Source organism: Streptococcus thalassemiae (assembly GCF_903645285.1).
In the GTDB taxonomy this organism is placed as follows: Bacteria; Bacillota; Bacilli; order Lactobacillales; family Streptococcaceae; genus Streptococcus; species Streptococcus thalassemiae.
Map to the genome: position 1 here is coordinate 40,906 of NZ_CAHJXN010000004.1, position 17,134 is coordinate 58,039.

General features: G+C 39.7%; 18 protein-coding genes. 2 read left to right on the forward strand and 16 right to left on the reverse strand.

What is annotated here, in order from left to right; genetic code table 11:
- Window positions 1-4: 4 nt before the first annotated feature.
- Window positions 5-766 carry a DeoR/GlpR family DNA-binding transcription regulator gene (locus tag HWX15_RS07775; protein WP_049511817.1) on the forward strand — a complete coding sequence of 254 codons (762 nt, stop codon included), beginning with the start codon at window positions 5-7 and terminating at the stop codon, window positions 764-766.
- 285 nt (window positions 767-1,051) lie between these two features.
- Here the strand turns inward: HWX15_RS07775 and HWX15_RS07780 are convergent, their stop codons facing one another.
- The 13 genes from HWX15_RS07780 to HWX15_RS07840 form a co-directional block, all read right to left on the reverse strand.
- A complete protein-coding gene (locus HWX15_RS07780; protein WP_175880759.1) occupies window positions 1,052-1,309 on the reverse strand; it encodes a DUF3884 family protein in 258 nt (85 codons plus the stop codon).
- A gap of 41 nt (window positions 1,310-1,350) precedes the next feature.
- On the reverse strand, window positions 1,351-2,757 hold the full coding sequence (gene lacG / locus HWX15_RS07785) for a 6-phospho-beta-galactosidase (RefSeq protein WP_175880760.1): 1,407 nt from the start codon (window positions 2,755-2,757) through the stop codon (window positions 1,351-1,353).
- A gap of 164 nt (window positions 2,758-2,921) precedes the next feature.
- Complete coding sequence (locus tag HWX15_RS07790) at window positions 2,922-4,613, reverse strand: lactose-specific PTS transporter subunit EIIC (protein ID WP_175880761.1); 1,692 nt, start codon at window positions 4,611-4,613, stop codon at window positions 2,922-2,924.
- Window positions 4,613-4,930 carry a PTS lactose/cellobiose transporter subunit IIA gene (locus tag HWX15_RS07795; protein ID WP_175880762.1) on the reverse strand — a complete coding sequence of 106 codons (318 nt, stop codon included), beginning with the start codon at window positions 4,928-4,930 and terminating at the stop codon, window positions 4,613-4,615. The genes HWX15_RS07790 and HWX15_RS07795 overlap by 1 nt, the downstream gene beginning before the upstream one ends.
- Window positions 4,931-4,964: 34 nt before the next feature.
- On the reverse strand, window positions 4,965-5,801 hold the full coding sequence (locus tag HWX15_RS07800; RefSeq protein WP_175880763.1) for a PRD domain-containing protein: 837 nt from the start codon (window positions 5,799-5,801) through the stop codon (window positions 4,965-4,967).
- Between the two features lie 233 nt (window positions 5,802-6,034).
- Complete coding sequence (gene lacD / locus HWX15_RS07805) at window positions 6,035-7,015, reverse strand: tagatose-bisphosphate aldolase (RefSeq protein ID WP_001229114.1); 981 nt, start codon at window positions 7,013-7,015, stop codon at window positions 6,035-6,037.
- A 1-nt stretch (window position 7,016) separates the two neighbouring features.
- Window positions 7,017-7,946: a tagatose-6-phosphate kinase gene (locus tag HWX15_RS07810; protein WP_175880764.1), complete on the reverse strand. Its 930-nt coding sequence runs from the start codon at window positions 7,944-7,946 to the stop codon at window positions 7,017-7,019.
- 10 nt (window positions 7,947-7,956) lie between these two features.
- Window positions 7,957-8,472, reverse strand: a complete 516-nt coding sequence (lacB, locus tag HWX15_RS07815) for a galactose-6-phosphate isomerase subunit LacB (RefSeq protein ID WP_001216910.1) — start codon at window positions 8,470-8,472, stop codon at window positions 7,957-7,959.
- A gap of 30 nt (window positions 8,473-8,502) precedes the next feature.
- On the reverse strand, window positions 8,503-8,928 hold the full coding sequence (lacA, locus tag HWX15_RS07820) for a galactose-6-phosphate isomerase subunit LacA (RefSeq protein ID WP_000029277.1): 426 nt from the start codon (window positions 8,926-8,928) through the stop codon (window positions 8,503-8,505).
- A gap of 156 nt (window positions 8,929-9,084) precedes the next feature.
- On the reverse strand, window positions 9,085-9,981 hold the full coding sequence (locus HWX15_RS07825) for an aldose 1-epimerase family protein (RefSeq protein ID WP_175880765.1): 897 nt from the start codon (window positions 9,979-9,981) through the stop codon (window positions 9,085-9,087).
- Window positions 9,982-10,079: 98 nt separating this feature from the next.
- A complete protein-coding gene (locus HWX15_RS07830; protein WP_173227026.1) occupies window positions 10,080-11,555 on the reverse strand; it encodes a PTS galactitol transporter subunit IIC in 1,476 nt (491 codons plus the stop codon).
- Window positions 11,556-11,602: 47 nt separating this feature from the next.
- Window positions 11,603-11,908: a PTS sugar transporter subunit IIB gene (locus tag HWX15_RS07835; RefSeq protein ID WP_000590550.1), complete on the reverse strand. Its 306-nt coding sequence runs from the start codon at window positions 11,906-11,908 to the stop codon at window positions 11,603-11,605.
- A 38-nt stretch (window positions 11,909-11,946) separates the two neighbouring features.
- Window positions 11,947-12,423, reverse strand: a complete 477-nt coding sequence (locus tag HWX15_RS07840; RefSeq protein ID WP_175880766.1) for a PTS sugar transporter subunit IIA — start codon at window positions 12,421-12,423, stop codon at window positions 11,947-11,949.
- A gap of 180 nt (window positions 12,424-12,603) precedes the next feature.
- On the opposite strand from HWX15_RS07840, the gene HWX15_RS10035 reads away from it, so the two are divergent.
- Complete coding sequence (locus tag HWX15_RS10035; protein WP_050246155.1) at window positions 12,604-12,756, forward strand: hypothetical protein; 153 nt, start codon at window positions 12,604-12,606, stop codon at window positions 12,754-12,756.
- 78 nt (window positions 12,757-12,834) lie between these two features.
- Here the strand turns inward: HWX15_RS10035 and lepA are convergent, their stop codons facing one another.
- The 3 genes from lepA to recN all read right to left on the reverse strand — a co-directional run bounded on the left by lepA (window position 12,835) and on the right by recN (window position 17,134).
- Window positions 12,835-14,658, reverse strand: coding sequence for a translation elongation factor 4 (gene lepA, locus HWX15_RS07850; protein ID WP_175880767.1), 1,824 nt, complete (start codon window positions 14,656-14,658; stop codon window positions 12,835-12,837).
- Window positions 14,659-14,736: 78 nt separating this feature from the next.
- Window positions 14,737-15,465, reverse strand: a complete 729-nt coding sequence (locus HWX15_RS07855; protein WP_175880768.1) for a metallophosphoesterase family protein — start codon at window positions 15,463-15,465, stop codon at window positions 14,737-14,739.
- A 1-nt stretch (window position 15,466) separates the two neighbouring features.
- Window positions 15,467-17,134: a DNA repair protein RecN gene (recN, locus tag HWX15_RS07860; protein ID WP_175880769.1), complete on the reverse strand. Its 1,668-nt coding sequence runs from the start codon at window positions 17,132-17,134 to the stop codon at window positions 15,467-15,469.

Genomic DNA, 17,134 nt, shown 5'->3' on the forward strand with positions numbered 1-17,134 from the left:
TAGTATGCTCAAACAAGAAAAATTAACCAAAATTTTAGAGATAGTAAATAGTAAAGGAACCATAACGGTTAAACAGATTATGGACGAAATAGCCGTTTCAGATATGACTGCAAGGCGCTATTTACAGGAATTAGCTGATAAAGATTTGCTGATTCGTGTGCATGGTGGAGCTGAAAAACTTCGAACCAACTCCCTTTTGACTAATGAGCGATCAAATATTGAAAAACAAGCCCTCCAAACGGCAGAAAAACAAGAAATAGCCCGTTTTGCAGGCAGTCTAGTAGAAGAAAGAGAAACTATTTTTATTGGACCAGGAACAACATTAGAATTTTTTGCGCGCGAATTGCCTATTGACAATATCCGCGTCGTGACCAACAGTCTACCTGTCTTTCTGATTTTAAGCGAACGAAAATTAACAGATTTGATTTTGATAGGTGGAAATTATCGCGATATTACAGGTGCTTTTGTTGGCACATTGACCCTACAAAATCTCTCTAATCTCCAATTTTCTAAAGCTTTCGTTAGCTGTAATGGTATTCAAAACGGAGCTCTAGCTACTTTTAGCGAGGAAGAAGGAGAGGCTCAACGCATCGCTTTAAATAATTCTAATAAAAAATATTTACTCGCAGATCATAGTAAGTTCAATAAGTTTGATTTTTATACTTTTTATAATGTATCAAATCTTGATACTATTGTTTCAGATTCTAAACTAAGTGATTCAATCCTTTTTGAGCTATCTAAACATACTAAAGTCATCAAGCCTTAATCAACTGAAAGATTCTGGGTAAGAACTCAATTTCAGAAGTAAATCTTCCCACAATAAAACGCATAATATCAAGGTTTTTCAACACCTGATATTATGCGTTTTTCTGTATCAAAAACTTTTTGCGCGATTGCTTTATCTGCCACCTCAAAGCTATGCATTGAGAAATCTGCGACTCGCTTCCTAGTTTAAAGTTTCTCTTTGATTTTCATTGAGTATAAGCAACGTGATTAGATAAGAGTTTTGCAGAGTACTAGATATAAGATTTAAAACTTTTTTGGAAATTGGTTACGATTGTTGAAACGGCATAAAATCTGAATCAAAGGAGATAGTATCCCATTCTTCAGGATTGATAAAATTTAAAAACAAATTTTTAAATTCTTCCAGCTCATAATCCGAATGACAAATCCATTCTTTACCAGTCGAGACATACCATTTCCCAAGTTTTTTCAGCTCCTCATTAGTCAAACAAGGTATTTGAGAACATTTTTCGAAATTTATAATATAAACTTTTTCATAAATAGATTGGATAAAATCTTTGAACATCTTTTGCCTCACTAGAATTCTATATCTAATGACTCATTCTACTACTCAATCACTTGAGTTTCCGCTAGTTTCTTGTACCAGTGAGCTGATTTCTTCGGATAACGTTCTTGAGTTTCAAAGTCTACATAGAAGAGACCGTAACGTTTTTCATAACCATTTGACCATGAGAAGACGTCCATCAATGACCAAATGAAGTAACCTTTTACATTCGCTCCATCTGCAATCGCATCAGACAAGACCTCTAAGTGTTGTTTGACATAATCAATACGGCCATCATCGTAAACAGTGTTATCAACGAACTCATCTTTATAACCAAGTCCATTTTCAGTGATGTAAATCTTCTTGTAGTTAGGATAATCTTTCTTCACTCGCATGATTTGATCATACAAACCTTGAGGGTAGATAATCCAATCCCAGTCCGTGCGTGGCACATAGTCAGGAGCTACACGACGACCAACACCTTTGATTTGGTATTTAGAGCTTCCTTTTTTACCTTTACCATTATGGATGATTTCAGTTTCTCCATCAAAGGCTTCCATCCAGTCACTCATATAGTAGTTAATTCCAAGGAAGTCATTCAAGTCTTTTGCGGCTTCTAATACTTCGAAATCTTCGTCACGCAAGTCAAGCTTTCCACCATTGGCAGCCAAGATAGCCTCTACCCCTGCCAGGGTCTTTTCAGAGTAGTGACCCAGATAAGTTGCATCCAAGATAAATTTGTTATGGATAATGTCCTCCAATTCTGCCGCAATAACATCTGCTGGATTTTCAGGATCTAGAGGATACTTGGTTGGCAGTGCGTGAACAACACCAATTTCACCTTTATAACCTTTATCTTTATATAGCTTAACTGCACGCGCATGAGAAACCATCATATTGTGGTGCGATTGGAAAACTTTGGCAAGGTCGTACTGAATACCTGGAGGGAATTTCCCAACCAAGTATTGACCATCACCAATTGGCCCAATTTCATTAAAGGTTGTCCAATAGTTTACTTCTGGAAATTCTTCAAAACAGAAGGCAGCGTAGTCTACAAAGTGTTCGATATTTTCACGGTTTAAGAAGTCTCCATTTGAGTGGAGAGCTTCTGGCGTGTCAAAGTGATGAAGAGTTACAAAGGGCTCAACATGACGTTTGTGACACTCCGCAAATAAATTATGATAAAACTCGACACCTTTCTGATTTACTTGACCGTAACCAGTCGGGAAAATACGTGACCAAGCAATAGAAATTCGAATGCCATTGACACCATACTCTTCTGCCAACTTGAGGTCAACTGGGTATCGATTGTAAAAATCACTGGCTGGTTCTGCAGTGTACCAGTAGTTATCTTCAAGATACTTATCCCACGCAACTGGTCCTTTTTCATCAGTATGTGTAGCACCTTCTGCTTGATAGGCAGCTGTTGCGCCACCGAAAATAAAGTCTTTTGGTAATGTTTTTGACATATAATTCTCCTTTTAATTAAAAAAGAAATAAGATGGAGAGGAGGCTAGTGAGGCTTTATTCTCCATCTCACTTCTTGTATCAAGTCACCGAATTAACAAGGCGATTAGGAAATTCGCCATAGCGATTTCCGTAACGATAGGAGACTGTTTCACAGTCCCTAGCCTTAATCGAATTGAGCTTGTACGAATGCAAGAGCACCTTTTCCATCACGAGTTAATTTGATGTATTGAGCACCTTCTGTTTTCGCAAGTTTAATACCGAGTTTATCAGTTTCTGCTTTCATATCTTCAAAGTTTGAAGCAACTTGAGGAGCAAGGATAACAAGATCAAACTCTGGTAACATTTCACGGTGAGCACCATAACCACCTGCTGCTGCTTTCACAGGAACATTGTACTCTGCTGCTGCCTTATTCAAAGCATTTGCAAGGAGTCCACTTGTACCTCCACCTGCACAGAGAACGAGGACATTTGTTTCTTCAGTGATTGTATTTTGTGCTGCTTCTACACCCGCTTTCTCAAGAATAGCATCTGCTTTTGCAGTGTTGAAGTTTGCAGCAACTTTTTCTTTCAATTCATCATTAGACTTACCTGAACGTTCTTCTTCAAGAATTTGTTCATCATAGACTTTAAGGAATGGATAGTAAATGACTACGTCAACCACGATTAGAAGAGCAGCAAGAATGAATGATAGAACTTGGAAGTTAGTACCAAGAACTAGACCTAGTGGAGCTGGAGTTGTCCATGGTAGATTAGCAGTAAATGAGTTCATTCCAAGTGTTTCAATAAAGAATTTGAAAATCCAAACGTTTGCGATTGGAGCAAAGATAAATGGAATGAAGAAGATTGGGTTCAAAACAAGAGGTGCACCAAACAAGATTGGTTCATTTACACCGAAGAAGGTTGGAACTACTGAAGCACGTCCGATTGCACGGTTACGTTTAGATTTTGTCAACCACATGAACATGAATGGAACAACCAGTGTCGCACCAGTACCACCCATGGTAACGATAAACATTTGTGTACCAGAAGTAAGAATCTTGTCAGCGTGCATACCTTGTTGGAGAAGGTTCAAGTTGACTTCGGCATTGGCATAGGTAATAGCTGCGATAGCAGGTTCAACGATAGATGGACCATGGATACCAACAAACCAGAAGAAGGCAAAGGCACCAAAGATAATGGTAATACCAAGGTATCCGTCTGCTGCTGAGAATAATGGTGCAAAGAATTTACCGATTGATTCAGCTACGCTTGCACCAACAAAATGACGAGCTAGTAAATCAAGAGCATAAAGTGAAACCACTGAGAGAGTGAATGGAATCACATCTTTAAAGACTTGTGAGATATTTGGTGGAACTTCGTCAGGCATGCGAATAGTGACGTTGTTCTTAACACAAACCTTATAGATTGCTACAGTAACAAAGGCAGCAAGGAATGCTGAAAGCAAACCTTTTGTCCCCAAGAATCCAGTAGCTAGACCATTTTCGATAGGGTCAGCTGCCAACATCAACAAACCAACAATTGCTGCCAACAATGTTGACATATAGTTGATTTGATTTGTTTTCTCCATGCTACGGTTTACTGAGTCGGTCAATGACTTAGCTGTTGTACCAGCTACCAAGAGAGCTAGAATCCCCATTGAATAGCTATAAGGTTTCATGAGGAGATTAACAACATCATCAGACCATTTAAAGCCCCATGAGTTGGGTACAAAAGCAATCAAGATAAAGATACTTGAGAAGAGAATAACAGGCATACCTGCAATGAAACCATCACGAATAGCACGAAGATAGATATTACGAGATAATTTCTCAAAGAAAGGCTTTCCTTTCTCGATAAATGCAATTAGTTTGTTCATTACTTAACTCCTCTCTTGTAAAGTTCAATTAAGTGATGCATCAAATCTTTTAACAAGATAGTTGTCATCAAGTGGTCTTGACCATGCATCATGGTTACACTATAAGCCAAATCTTCGCCAGCTGCTTCCTTAGTCAATAGACTTGTTTGTGCGTGGTGAGCCTCAGCGATACAGCTACCAGCTTCCTCGACTAAGATATCCGCTTTCGCAAAATCGCCGGCTTCAGCAGCTTTCAAGGCTTCCAATAATTTTGAACGAGCATCGCCAGCATAGGCTACGATTTCAAAACCTAACAATGTTACTTCTTCTCTATTCATGATAGAATTCTCCTTATATAATTTTAAATAATTTTTATGATAATAAACGTTGGATATGTAGAACTAGATAAACTCGTTCACTTTTATACAAATCAAGACCCGTATGTTGTGTAATCACATCATAGATTTTGGAACCAATCTCGAACGCTTTTGGATAGGATTGTTTGATATGATCTTCCATATCAAGAAGCGATTGGTTATCATCCCTAGATCTGTCTAAATAATCCAAGAAATAATTCAGATGAATCATAAAACGATCATAGAAATGATTATTCTCTTTGGTTCGTTGAATTGCATATTCCTTTAGAACTTCCTCAACATTCTTGAGAATTTCTTTCCTCTTATCAATCGACTCCACAAGTTCCACTTCATTTTCACCTTCGGCATTGATGAAATGATAAGCAATCCGAATAATTTCGTCCTCAGGAAAATGATCTGCTAGCTTCTGGCTATAAATTTCAAATGCTTCATTTGCGATTTGAAAAGCGACAGGATACTTAGTGGAAATATCTGGCAGATTACTATCCTTGTACCTTCCTTGTGCTAGAGCTTGGTAAGAACAGTAAATATGATCTGTCAAGGTTACGTAGAGATACTCTTGAATCGGATAATGATATTTCTTTGATAGCTTATCAATGATTTCATAGGTCACTGTGATAAAATCAAGCGGAACATCTTTGAGGAGAGCCATAAAGTTTTCTCTTGACTCTTCGGTCTTCATCCGAAAGATTTTCTCAACCTGATGTTCAGCAATCAAATCCCCCTTCTTCTTTCCAAATGTAATCCCTTTACCAATCACAATCACTTCTTCTCCTTTATCATTTCTGACAAGCGAAACATTGTGATTCATTGGATTTAGAATTCGATACATGTCAACCTCCTTTTATATCTTAAAGGTATATGAGTACAAAAAATGACCACAAATGAACTAGAAAATCAGTCGATTTCTAATTCACCCGTGATCATGCCTAATATTACTTAGTAACACTCACCTTGTATTAACTTGTGATTTAAGTATAGCACAAGTCGGTTATTTTGTAAACCTTTACATACAACTTTTTTTAAAAATTTTTAGATTCATGTTCCTAGACTAGGAGGACTTGCTTACACACGTTCTTTCCATGAAGTCGCTGTTGTTTGAAGGACTTTGTTGAGTTCGTCAATGTTTTCAAATCCAGTTGTGCGAAGCCATTCGCGAGCTGCTGCTTCACCATCTTTGATGTAAGCTTCAACTGATCCAGCCCATGTAGCACGGCCACAAAGAACTCCGTTAAAGTTTGCACCTGATTCATGGGCAAATACAAGAGTATCTTGGAAGAGTTTAGCTGATACACCAGCACTCAAGTAGATGTATGGCAAGTTAGTTGCTTCATCTTGTGCTTTGAAGAAGGCTGCTGCTTCTTCACGTGTATAAACCACTTCACCTTCAGCGAAGCCTTCAACATATTTAATGTTAACAGGAACTTCTACTTTCAAGACATCAATGTTAAAGCGTGGGTCTGAGAAGACTTTCATAGCACCAATAACTTTGTGTGGTTTTACTTTCGCATATTCTACAGAACCAGCGTCCGCAATTTTTTCATCATAAGCAAGGATTTCAAGGAAGAATGGGATATCTTCAGCCACACACTCAGAACCGATACGTTCGATGTAAGCTTGTTTTTCTTGGTTGAGTTCGTCTGAGCTATCTACATCATAGTAAAGCAAGAATTTAACTGCATCTGCACCTTCTTCTTTGATACGTTTTGCAGACCAAACATCCAAGCAGTCTGGCAAGCGTTTTGTACTTGTTGTATCATAACCTGTTTTTTCATAAGCAAGGAGAAGACCAGCTTTTTCATCAAGAGCTTTAGTTGCTGGAAGTCCATACTCAGGGTCAAGAAGCATAGATGAAGCGTATTTAGTCAATTCATCTGCAACTAAGACTTTAAGTTCTTCCATTTGAGCCACAGTTGGTTCTTCTGTTTGGTGTTGAGCCATGAGGCGTTTCAAAGCACCGCGTTGGTCAAATGCAAGAGCTGAGATGATACCATTTTCATCAGAAAGTTTTTCTAAGCGTGCACGTTTTTGTTCTGTTAAAGCCATTTTATACCTCTTTTACTATTAATTGATCATATAGAGCTTGATAGTTGGCCATGTTGACATGACCTGTCATTTTTTCTTGAGCATTGAGCATACCAAGGACATTTGCCTTGATGAGTAATTCTGCATCCGATTCTTTGTGAAGAAGTCCTGAAGAAATTCCTGCCACAGTAGAATCTCCAGATCCGACAGGGTTGACTACCTGAATTCTAGGAATATCTACCTTGTAGAAAGTGTCGCCATGTTTGGCAAAGGCACCGTTGGCACCAAGTGAAACGATAATCCATTCAATCCCTGCAAACAAGGGTTCTTGAAGGACTTCTTTTAATTCATCCAAATCCTCAGAAACTTCTCTTCCTAGAAGTTGAGACAATTCCTCATTATTTGGTTTGATGACTGTTGGTTTATGGGGTGATTCAAGAACCGCCTGAAGTGCTGCACCAGAGCAGTCCAAGACAACAGGCTTGCCAGCTTGATTAGCAAGTTCTACCAAGCTCGCATAGTAATCAACTGGAAGACCAGCTGGTAGACTACCTGAGATAGCTACTACTTCAACTGACTCCAAGAGTTTTTTGAAATGTTCCAAAAAGTCTTGACCTTCCTGTTCCAATACTACAGGTCCTTTTTCAAGAACTTCTGTTTGGTTGTCTCCGTGAAGAATAGCAATACAGTTACGAGTTTCTCCCTGAATTGAGAAGAAATCTTTCTTTACTTGATCATCGATATGTTCAACCAAAAACTCACCAAGTTTGCCACCCACTAAACCAGTAGCAAGAACAGAATCACCAAATTCTGAAAGTACTCGAGTGACATTGAGTCCCTTACCACCAGCCGTTTTGGTTACATCCACCACACGATTGACAGTATCAATCTTCAACTCATCCAAGGGATAGGAAATATCAATGGATGGGTTCATTGTGACTGTTAAAATCATAAGTCACCTCTTAATCGTGGTATTCTCCGCGATCCCATTTTTCAAGGAATTCAGTGAAGAAGTTTGCGTCTGTTTGTTGAGCATTGTGACTTTCAAGGTGTTCAATTTTCGCAATCAATTTCTTGTTTTCTTCAGATGGTTTGTATTCAGCATGGATGAAAGCTTCGATGATGTCACACATGAGCAATTCACCAGTAATCTTACCACCAAATCCGATAACGTTGGCGTTCAATTGTTCTTTAGCATAAAGTGCTGTTGTCATATCACGAACCAAGGCAGAACGGACACCTGGAACTTTATTTACAGCGTTGTTGATACCAACACCAGTACCACAGATACATACCCCAAGATCAGCTTGACCGCTAGTTACGGCTTCACCAACTTTTTTACCAAAGATTGGGTAGTGAGTACGTGTATGGTCATATGTACCAAAGTCAATGACTTCATATCCTTTTGATTTCAAAAATTCTGAAACCGCCATTTTTTCATCTGTTACGATGTGGTCACATCCAATTGCAATTCTCATTTTTATCTTACCTTTCTTACTGTAATCTAATTAGCACATTTTGTTCAACATGTCGACACGAATCTGGTGACGTCCACCATCGTATTTACCGTTAACAAATCCTTTAGCGATGTTTTTAGCCAATTCATCACCGACAAGTTGTGCACCCATAGTGATCATACGTGAGTTGTTGTGGCCACGAGTCATATAAGCTGAACGTTCGTCAGATACTTCTGCAGCAACCATTCCTTTGATTTTTGTTGCGACCATAAATGGACCAGCACCGTAAGCATCAATCACGATACCAAGGTTTTGTTCTTCTTTGTTTACTTCTGCAGCAACAGCAAGAGTCACATCAACAAAGTCTTGACCTTCAGCTGTAACATCCACAACGTGGAAGTTTTCTTTTTCCAAGAAGTCTTTCACAACTTCTTTCAATCTCAAACCTGCAGCATCTGCACCGATAACAATAGACATATTGTATACTCCTTTTTATTTTTTCTATGCTGGATTCCAGCAGTGTATTGGCTGTCTTTAAAAAACAGTCAATTAGTCCTCACAAACATAATATACTACTATTGTTTGAAAAAGTCAACAGTTTGTGTTTGTTTTTGTTATTTATTTTTTACTTTTTTATAAAACTTCTATCTCAAACCCTATTTCTTCAACCTGATTGGCTTCTAAGAGACGAACATTCTTCTTATCTTCTAAATGATCTCCTTCTTCAAGGGATGTTGACAAGCCAGACCATGGTTCAAAGGCAATGAAAGGTCCCTTGTTCAAAGTTGACCAGATGATGAGGTTTGGAAACTCTGCAAAGTGCACTTTCAATCCCTTATCATGTTTACGGGAACGAAGGGCAATTGTTCGAGATTGCAATTCATCCAAAGTCACTGCATCTGTGCTGAAAAGATCATAGCTGAGGTCTAATTCTTTTTGACCATCTAGCCATGGACTTCTATCTTGAAAATCAAGCAGACCCGTGTCTGGGAAAGGACGTGGAACAGAGCAAGTCTCTTCTTTCTCAAACTCTAAATAGTAATCTTCATAGACCTCATCATCCAGTAGAGGACAATTAAATCCTGGATGTCCACCAATAAAGTAAGGCATGACCTTGCTAGTTTCTTTATTAAATATTTTGTATTGAGTCCGTACTGTCTTTCCTGTAAGGATATAAGTGATTTCTAGGCGGAAATGATAAGGGTAGTTCTGATAGCTATTCTCATCGTCTTCAATTGCAAAAGTTACACTCTTGTCTGTCTGTTCAACTAATTCAAATTCTTTCTTACGAACCAGACCATGACGAGGAATCTTTCCTTTGCTTGCCTGACCCTTCTCATCTATATAGACGGCTGTATCCTCTCTCAATGAACCACAAATAGGAAAGAGAACAGGAGCTTGTCCGCTCCAATAAGTGACATCCCCTTGCCACAAATACTCAAGTCCCTCAGCATCTTTTATAGAAGAAAGAGTCCCACCAAAACTGTTAAATTGAACTCTTAATTGTTCTGATTTTAATTCAATTACCATTATTTTCTCCAATTTCTTGATAGTTTATAAAAAACTAGGCTGTCACTCCTAATGGTATGACAACCTAGTTTCAACAATTTACATTTTATAGGAGCGCATTATTTTGCTTTTGCTGCGTACTCTTCGTTACGTTTGATCATTTGTTTTCTGTACCAAGCAAAGATACCGATATAGAATACAAGGAAGACTACAGCACCAAGGATTGCTTTGATATCACCAGTTGTAGTGTTACCAATTGTCCAACCAAGAAGTTTTTCGATTGGTCCTTCAAGAGTTGAGTGAGTGATCAATTGAGTTTCACTCACACCTGCTGGGAAGGCACCTACACCTTTAGCAAGTTCTGTTGCAAATGGTGCAATAAGGGTACCTGAAAGAAGGAAGAGAGGCAACAAGAGTGTTCCGAAGATGATCATACGGAGCAATTTACCACGAGTTACAACCAAGAGAGCTGGAGTAACACCCATAGCAATGATACCTGCAAGTGGCAAGATACCATTTCCGACTTTTGAAAGAAGCACAGCTTCAATCAACATGATTGGTGCAAGTACGTTAGCACAAGCCCAGATTTCAGCACGACCAGCGATGAATGGCCAGTCAAGACCGATGTTGAATTTACGTCCTTGAAGACGTTTAGTAGCAACGTTTGTAATACCTTGTGATAGTGGTTCTACGGCCGCGATGAACCATGAACCGATAAGTGAGAAGAGTTCCAAAGATACACCGGCAGTCAAACCAAGAGACAACCATCCTCTGATAACAAGACGCCATTTATCTGCATCTTCAACTCCTGCAATTGGATGTGGAGTTCCCATAATACCGATAACGATACCAAGGATGAAACCGATGAAGAATTTAGATCCCCAGAAACCGATTTTCTTGTTCAATTTTGCAGCGTCAAAGTCATATTTATCAAGACCTGGGAAGAATTTTTCAAAAATCTTATCCAAAACCATGATAACTGGGTTCATCATGTAGTTCATGTGAGTTGATGTCATTGGTGATGAACTTGGTGCGTTAAGAAGGTCATCAAATGTAGGTTTCATCAAGTCAGAGTTGATAATTTTCAACACACCAACAAGGACGATAGCTGCTGTAGCAATAAAGAGTGAAACCCCTTGACTCACACCGTTGTTATCTGCATACCATTTAATCAAAAGACCTGTGATAGACAAGTGCCAGATATCAAAGATATCAACGTCAAGTGTATCAGTTTTCTTCATAGCTAGCATCACTATGTTGACAATCAACATGATGAGCAAGAAGTAAAGTGTCCAAGCAGATCCCCAAGTGATTGTTGCAAGTGGTGCCCAACCAACGTCAGTAATACTCAATTGGATACCAGTGTTTTCAACGAATTTTGCTAGTGATGCTGAGAAAGCAGTGTTTAGCATACCGATGATGGCACCGATACCTGTAAGAGCGATGGCAAGTTTGATACCACCTTCAAGCGCTTTGGAGAATTTCACTCCAAAAAGTAGAGCCAATACTGTCAAAATGATTAACATGATGACAGGTCCACCCATATCTAAGATGGGATTGAAAACCTTTCCGATTAGGTCAAAGATTGCATCCATAACAGTTCCTCCCTTTTTTATGTTATATGAATGTTAACAAATTAGAATTAGCTTAACCCGTGTTCTTTAATGGCTGCTTCAATATTATCATATACTGGAGCACTCATAGCTGGGATACGGAATAAGATTGGTCCAGCTTCGATAACTGGAATACCTGGGTCAAAACCAAGGTCTGTCGCAGCAATTGGTGTGAAGATGTCATAACCTTTGATAAGGTCTTCGTTAACGTCTTTGACCATGACTGCATCACAGTGCACATCGTAACCACGGTTTGAAAGTTCTTCTTCAAGAGCACTTTTAATTTGGTGGCTTGAGTTAACACCTGCACCGCAGGCAGCAAGAATTTTAATCATATGGATCTCCTCCGATTTAATATTTTTAATAGACAAGATTAAGCGATTGCTTCAGCGATATAAGCATAGAGGGCTTCTGGTTCAGAAATTTTTGATAGGTCTTCAAGATGACCATTTCCAGTAAAGAAGTCCATCAACTGAGCAAGAATGTTTGTTTGACTTGAACTCGAATTATTGATGATAAAGAAGAGCAAGGATACTTCTACTTTCTTATCCGGCGCAATCATATTGTGGAAAGTCACCGGTTTCTCTAATCGAACGACCACAACTTTTTCAGCCAGATTATGAACAATATCTGTGTGAGGAATAGCCACATTAGGCAAATCCTTACCCAAAAATTCCATATCTAAGCCAGTTGGAAATGACTTTTCACGCGTGATCAAGGCTTCACGATAGGTTGGAGTTACGATTTCTCGTTCTTCCAATAAAGTTGCAACCTGATCAAAGAGATGTTCTTGATTATCCGCTTCTAAGCAAAACACAAGGTTTTTGTCAAAGAAATGATCTAATCCCATAAGTTTTTCCCTTCTTTCCATTAACTTTATGCCATAAGTATAACACTATATGAAATCGTTGTCAATAGTTTTCTGTTGATTTTTGTCTCTTTTTTTATATTTTTGTTGTGTTTATAGTTTGTTATATAAAAATAAACACACAAACAAATACTACCAGCATTTTTTCTGTTCTAATACTCAATGAAAATCAAAGAGCAAACTAGGAAGCTAGCCGCAGGTTGCTCAAAACACAGTTTTGAGGTTGTAGATGAAACTGACGAAGTCAGTAACCATACCTATAGCAAGGCGACGCTGACGTGGTTTGAAGAGATTTTCGAAGAGTATAAAAACTAAAAAAGCAGACCATTTAAGCCTACTTTACGATTGATTCTTATATAAATTCCTATTAACAAGAAAAACAATTCTGATAACTTATTCTTCATCCATACTCAAGACACTGAGGAAGGCTTCTTGTGGGACTTCAACTGATCCGATAGCTTTCATACGTTTCTTACCAGCTTTTTGTTTTTCAAGGAGCTTACGTTTACGAGAAACGTCACCACCATAACATTTAGCAAGTACGTTCTTACGAAGGGCCTTGATATCAGTACGAGCCACAATTTTGTGTCCAATTGCTGCTTGGATAGGAACCTCAAATTGTTGACGAGGGATGATTTTCTTGAGTTTATCAACGATGAGTTTCCCACGTTCGTAGGCAAAGTCCTTGTGAACGATAAAGCTGAGGGCATCCACCTTGTCTCCATTGAGAAGGATGTCCATTTTAACCAGCTTAGACGGACGATACTCTGACAATTCGTAGTCAAAGCTTGCATAACCACGCGTCGAAGACTTGAGTTTATCAAAGAAGTCAAAGACGATTTCAGCAAGTGGAATTTGATAGATAACATTGACACGGTTATCATCGATATAGTCCATCGTCACAAAGTCCCCACGCTTACGCTGTGCCAACTCCATCACTGCTCCAACAAACTCCTGTGGTACCATGATCTGCGCTTTAACATAAGGCTCTTCAATGGTCGCAATCTTAGTTGGGTCTGGAAACTCAGATGGGTTAGACACATCCATTGACTCACCGTCGGTTTGATTAACCTTATAGATAACAGATGGAGCTGTCATGATGAGATCGATATTGAACTCACGTTCCAAACGTTCTTGGATAACATCCATATGGAGAAGTCCAAGGAAACCACAACGGAAACCAAATCCAAGTGCCTGAGATGTTTCTGGTTCAAATTGGAGACTAGCATCATTCAGCTGCAATTTTTCAAGGGCTTCACGTAGGTCATTGTACTTGTTTGATTCGATTGGATAGAGACCCGCAAAAACCATAGGATTCATCTGTTTGTAACCATGTAATGGCTCTGCTGCAGGATTGGTTGCCAAGGTAACGGTATCACCCACACGCGTATCCTGAACAGTCTTGATAGAAGCCGCAATATAACCAACATCACCAGTCGCAAGAAAATCACGACCAACTGCTTTGGGTGTAAAAATACCGACTTCCGTAACATCAAAAGTCTTGCCATTGCTCATGAGCTGAATCTTATCGCCAGGTTTAACAACCCCGTCCATAACACGCACTTGGAGGATAACCCCACGATAAGCATCATAAACTGAGTCGAAAATCAAGGCCTTAAGTGGCGCCATCACATTACCTGTTGGTGCTGGAACTTTTTCTACGATTTGCTCGAGGATTTCCTCTATACCAATACCAGCCTTAGCAGAAGCCAAAACTGCTTCACTGGCATCCAAACCAATGACATCTTCAATCTCCGTACGCACGCGCTCAGGATCTGCAGCAGGTAGGTCAATTTTGTTAATGACTGGCATGATTTCCAAATCATTGTCCAAGGCTAGATAAACGTTGGCAAGGGTTTGAGCCTCAATCCCTTGAGCGGCATCGACCACCAAAACAGCACCCTCACAGGCAGCTAGCGAACGCGAAACTTCATAGGTAAAGTCAACGTGCCCCGGTGTGTCAATCAAGTGAAAAATATAAGTTTCCCCATCTTTGGCAGTGTAATTCAACTCGATGGCATTCAACTTAATGGTAATCCCACGTTCCCGTTCTAGATCCATGCTATCCAAAAGCTGAGCCTGCATTTCACGACTTGAAACCGTCTCTGTTTTTTCCAAAATGCGGTCTGCTAGAGTCGATTTCCCGTGGTCAATATGGGCGATAATAGAGAAGTTACGGATCTTCTCCTGTCGTTTTTTCAATTCTTCTAAGTTCATGATTCTCTTCCTTTCAGGGTATCTATTTATTATAAATTGTTTTTGACATTTTGACAAGACCATACCCTGCTAGGAGTACTAATCTTCAGCAACAAAGCCGTCATTTTCGATAAAGTGGTGTTCTGTCATTCCTTGGTCTGTAAAGACAATCCCGTGAAGGACACCACCATAAACAGCTCCTCCATCCATCCCAATCTTACCATCTTCTGTAATCCAAAGCTCAGCTGTACCACGCTCTTGCTTTAACAAACCATAAACCGGTGTGTGACCAAAAACAATAGTTTTCCCAGTATGATTTTTGGCTTCGTGGAACGGTTTTCTAAGCCATACTTTCTTGTAATCTGTGGTTTCATGCCAGTCATCCAAGGTCAAATCAATACCTGCATGAACAAAGATATACTTATCTGTCTCTACCACAAAAGGCATTTGACGAATAAATTCGACCAAGTCTGCTGCTTCAGTAGCAACACGCTTGGCATCCTCGACCCCATCAACTGGTGCATCCAAGGGACGACCTAGGATAGAGTTAATGGTTGTATCTCCACCATTGCGACGATAGTGGTCATAGCTTTCTTCTGGGTTATCAAGCCAAGTCAAAAACATATACTCGTGGTTCCCTGACAAACAGATAGCCCCTTGATTGTCCACCAAGTCCTTGACCATTTCAAGGACACGGCGACTATCTTCACCACGGTCAATCAAATCGCCTAGAAAGAGCAACTGGGTCTGACCATCCCATGTTTTGAGAAGGTCTTCCAGCATCCCAGCTTTTCCATGAACATCTCCAATTACATAATAGCCTGTCATCTTATTTCTCCCTGTTTCTCAACAATTCTCTGGCTTGCGTCAGGGCTGCTTCCGTCACATCATCACCTGCCAGCATCTTGGCAACTTCTTCCACTCGCTCTTCAACCGTCAAGAGACGAGCAGTTGAAACCGTTGAATGGTCATTACTAATCTTCTCAATAAAGAATTGATAATCCGCAATCGCAATCACTTGTGGTAAATGGGAAATAGCTAGAACCTGCCCATGCTGACCAATCTTGTGAATCTTCTGTGCAATAGCCTGAGCTACACGACCTGAAACTCCTGTATCCACCTCATCAAAGACAATACTAGTCTTACCCTCTTTACGAGAAAAGGCAGACTTAATGGCTAGCATGAGACGAGATAATTCCCCACCAGAAGCAACCCTGACCAAGGGTTTAAAGTCTTCGCCAGGGTTGGTTGAAATGTAAAACTCGACCATTTCATTGCCTTCACGACTGAATTTGCCCTTGTTAAAACGAACCTGAAACTGGGCTTTTTCCATATAAAGATCTTGCAGTTCTTGTTTAATCTCTGCTTCGAGCTGCTGAGCCAAGTCATGACGAGCAGATGCAAGCTGACCTGCCAAATCAACAAGATTGACTTCCAATTTCTTAAGCTCTGCTTCCATGTCCTCAGACGAAAGGCTATTTCCTGTCAAGAGATTGTATTCTTCCGTAATCTTTGCAAAATAAAGCAAGACATCGTCTACAGTCCCACCATACTTACGCGTAATGGTATGAAGGAGATCCAAACGATTCTCGACCTGCATGAGACGATTGCCGTCAAAATCAAGGTCCTCAATGATAGCTTCTAAACGCTTGCTAATGTCTTCTAAGACATAGTAGGTCTCAGACAGAGAACTTGAAATTTCACGGTACTCAGGGTCATACTCTTCAACACTTTCCATGTCATTCATGGCTGAACGAACATTGGCCAGACTTGAAAAGTCTTCATTGTCCAACATACTGTAGGCATTAGTCAGTGTATCCGCAATATTTTTATGGTTGAGAAGTTTATCTCGCTCTTGGTTAAGAGCCAAGTCTTCCCCTGCCTGCAAGTTTGCCGCCTCTATCTCTGCCATTTGAAATTCCAACATTTCAATACGTGCCTTGTGTTCCTGTTGGTTTTTCTTGACTTCCAGAACCTGCTTACGCATTTTACGGTAGGCATCAAAACTCGTTTGATAGGTTTCTTTCAAGTCCCAAAAAGATGCATCGCCAAATTCATCCAGCATCTGGATATGCAGTTGGGGACGCATTAACTCTTCTTGGTCATGTTGACCATGAATATCCACAAGATGTTGTCCAATAGCACGCAAAACAGACAGATTAACCATCTGGCCATTGACACGACTAATACTCCGACCATTTTGCAAGATTTCCCGACGAATGATAATTTCATCACCCAATTCTAAACCTTGCTCATCAAAAATTTCCTGTAAAAGGCGACTATTCTCAACTGAGAAAAGCCCCTCAATCTCTGCCTTTGGCGCACCATGACGAATAACATCTGTCGTCGCACGAGCTCCCAACATCATATTCATGGCATCAATGATAATCGACTTCCCTGCACCCGTTTCACCAGTCAGGACAGTCATCCCCTTTTCAAAATTGAGGGAAATAGCCTCAATAATGGCAAAGTTTTTTATCGAAATTTCAAGTAACAT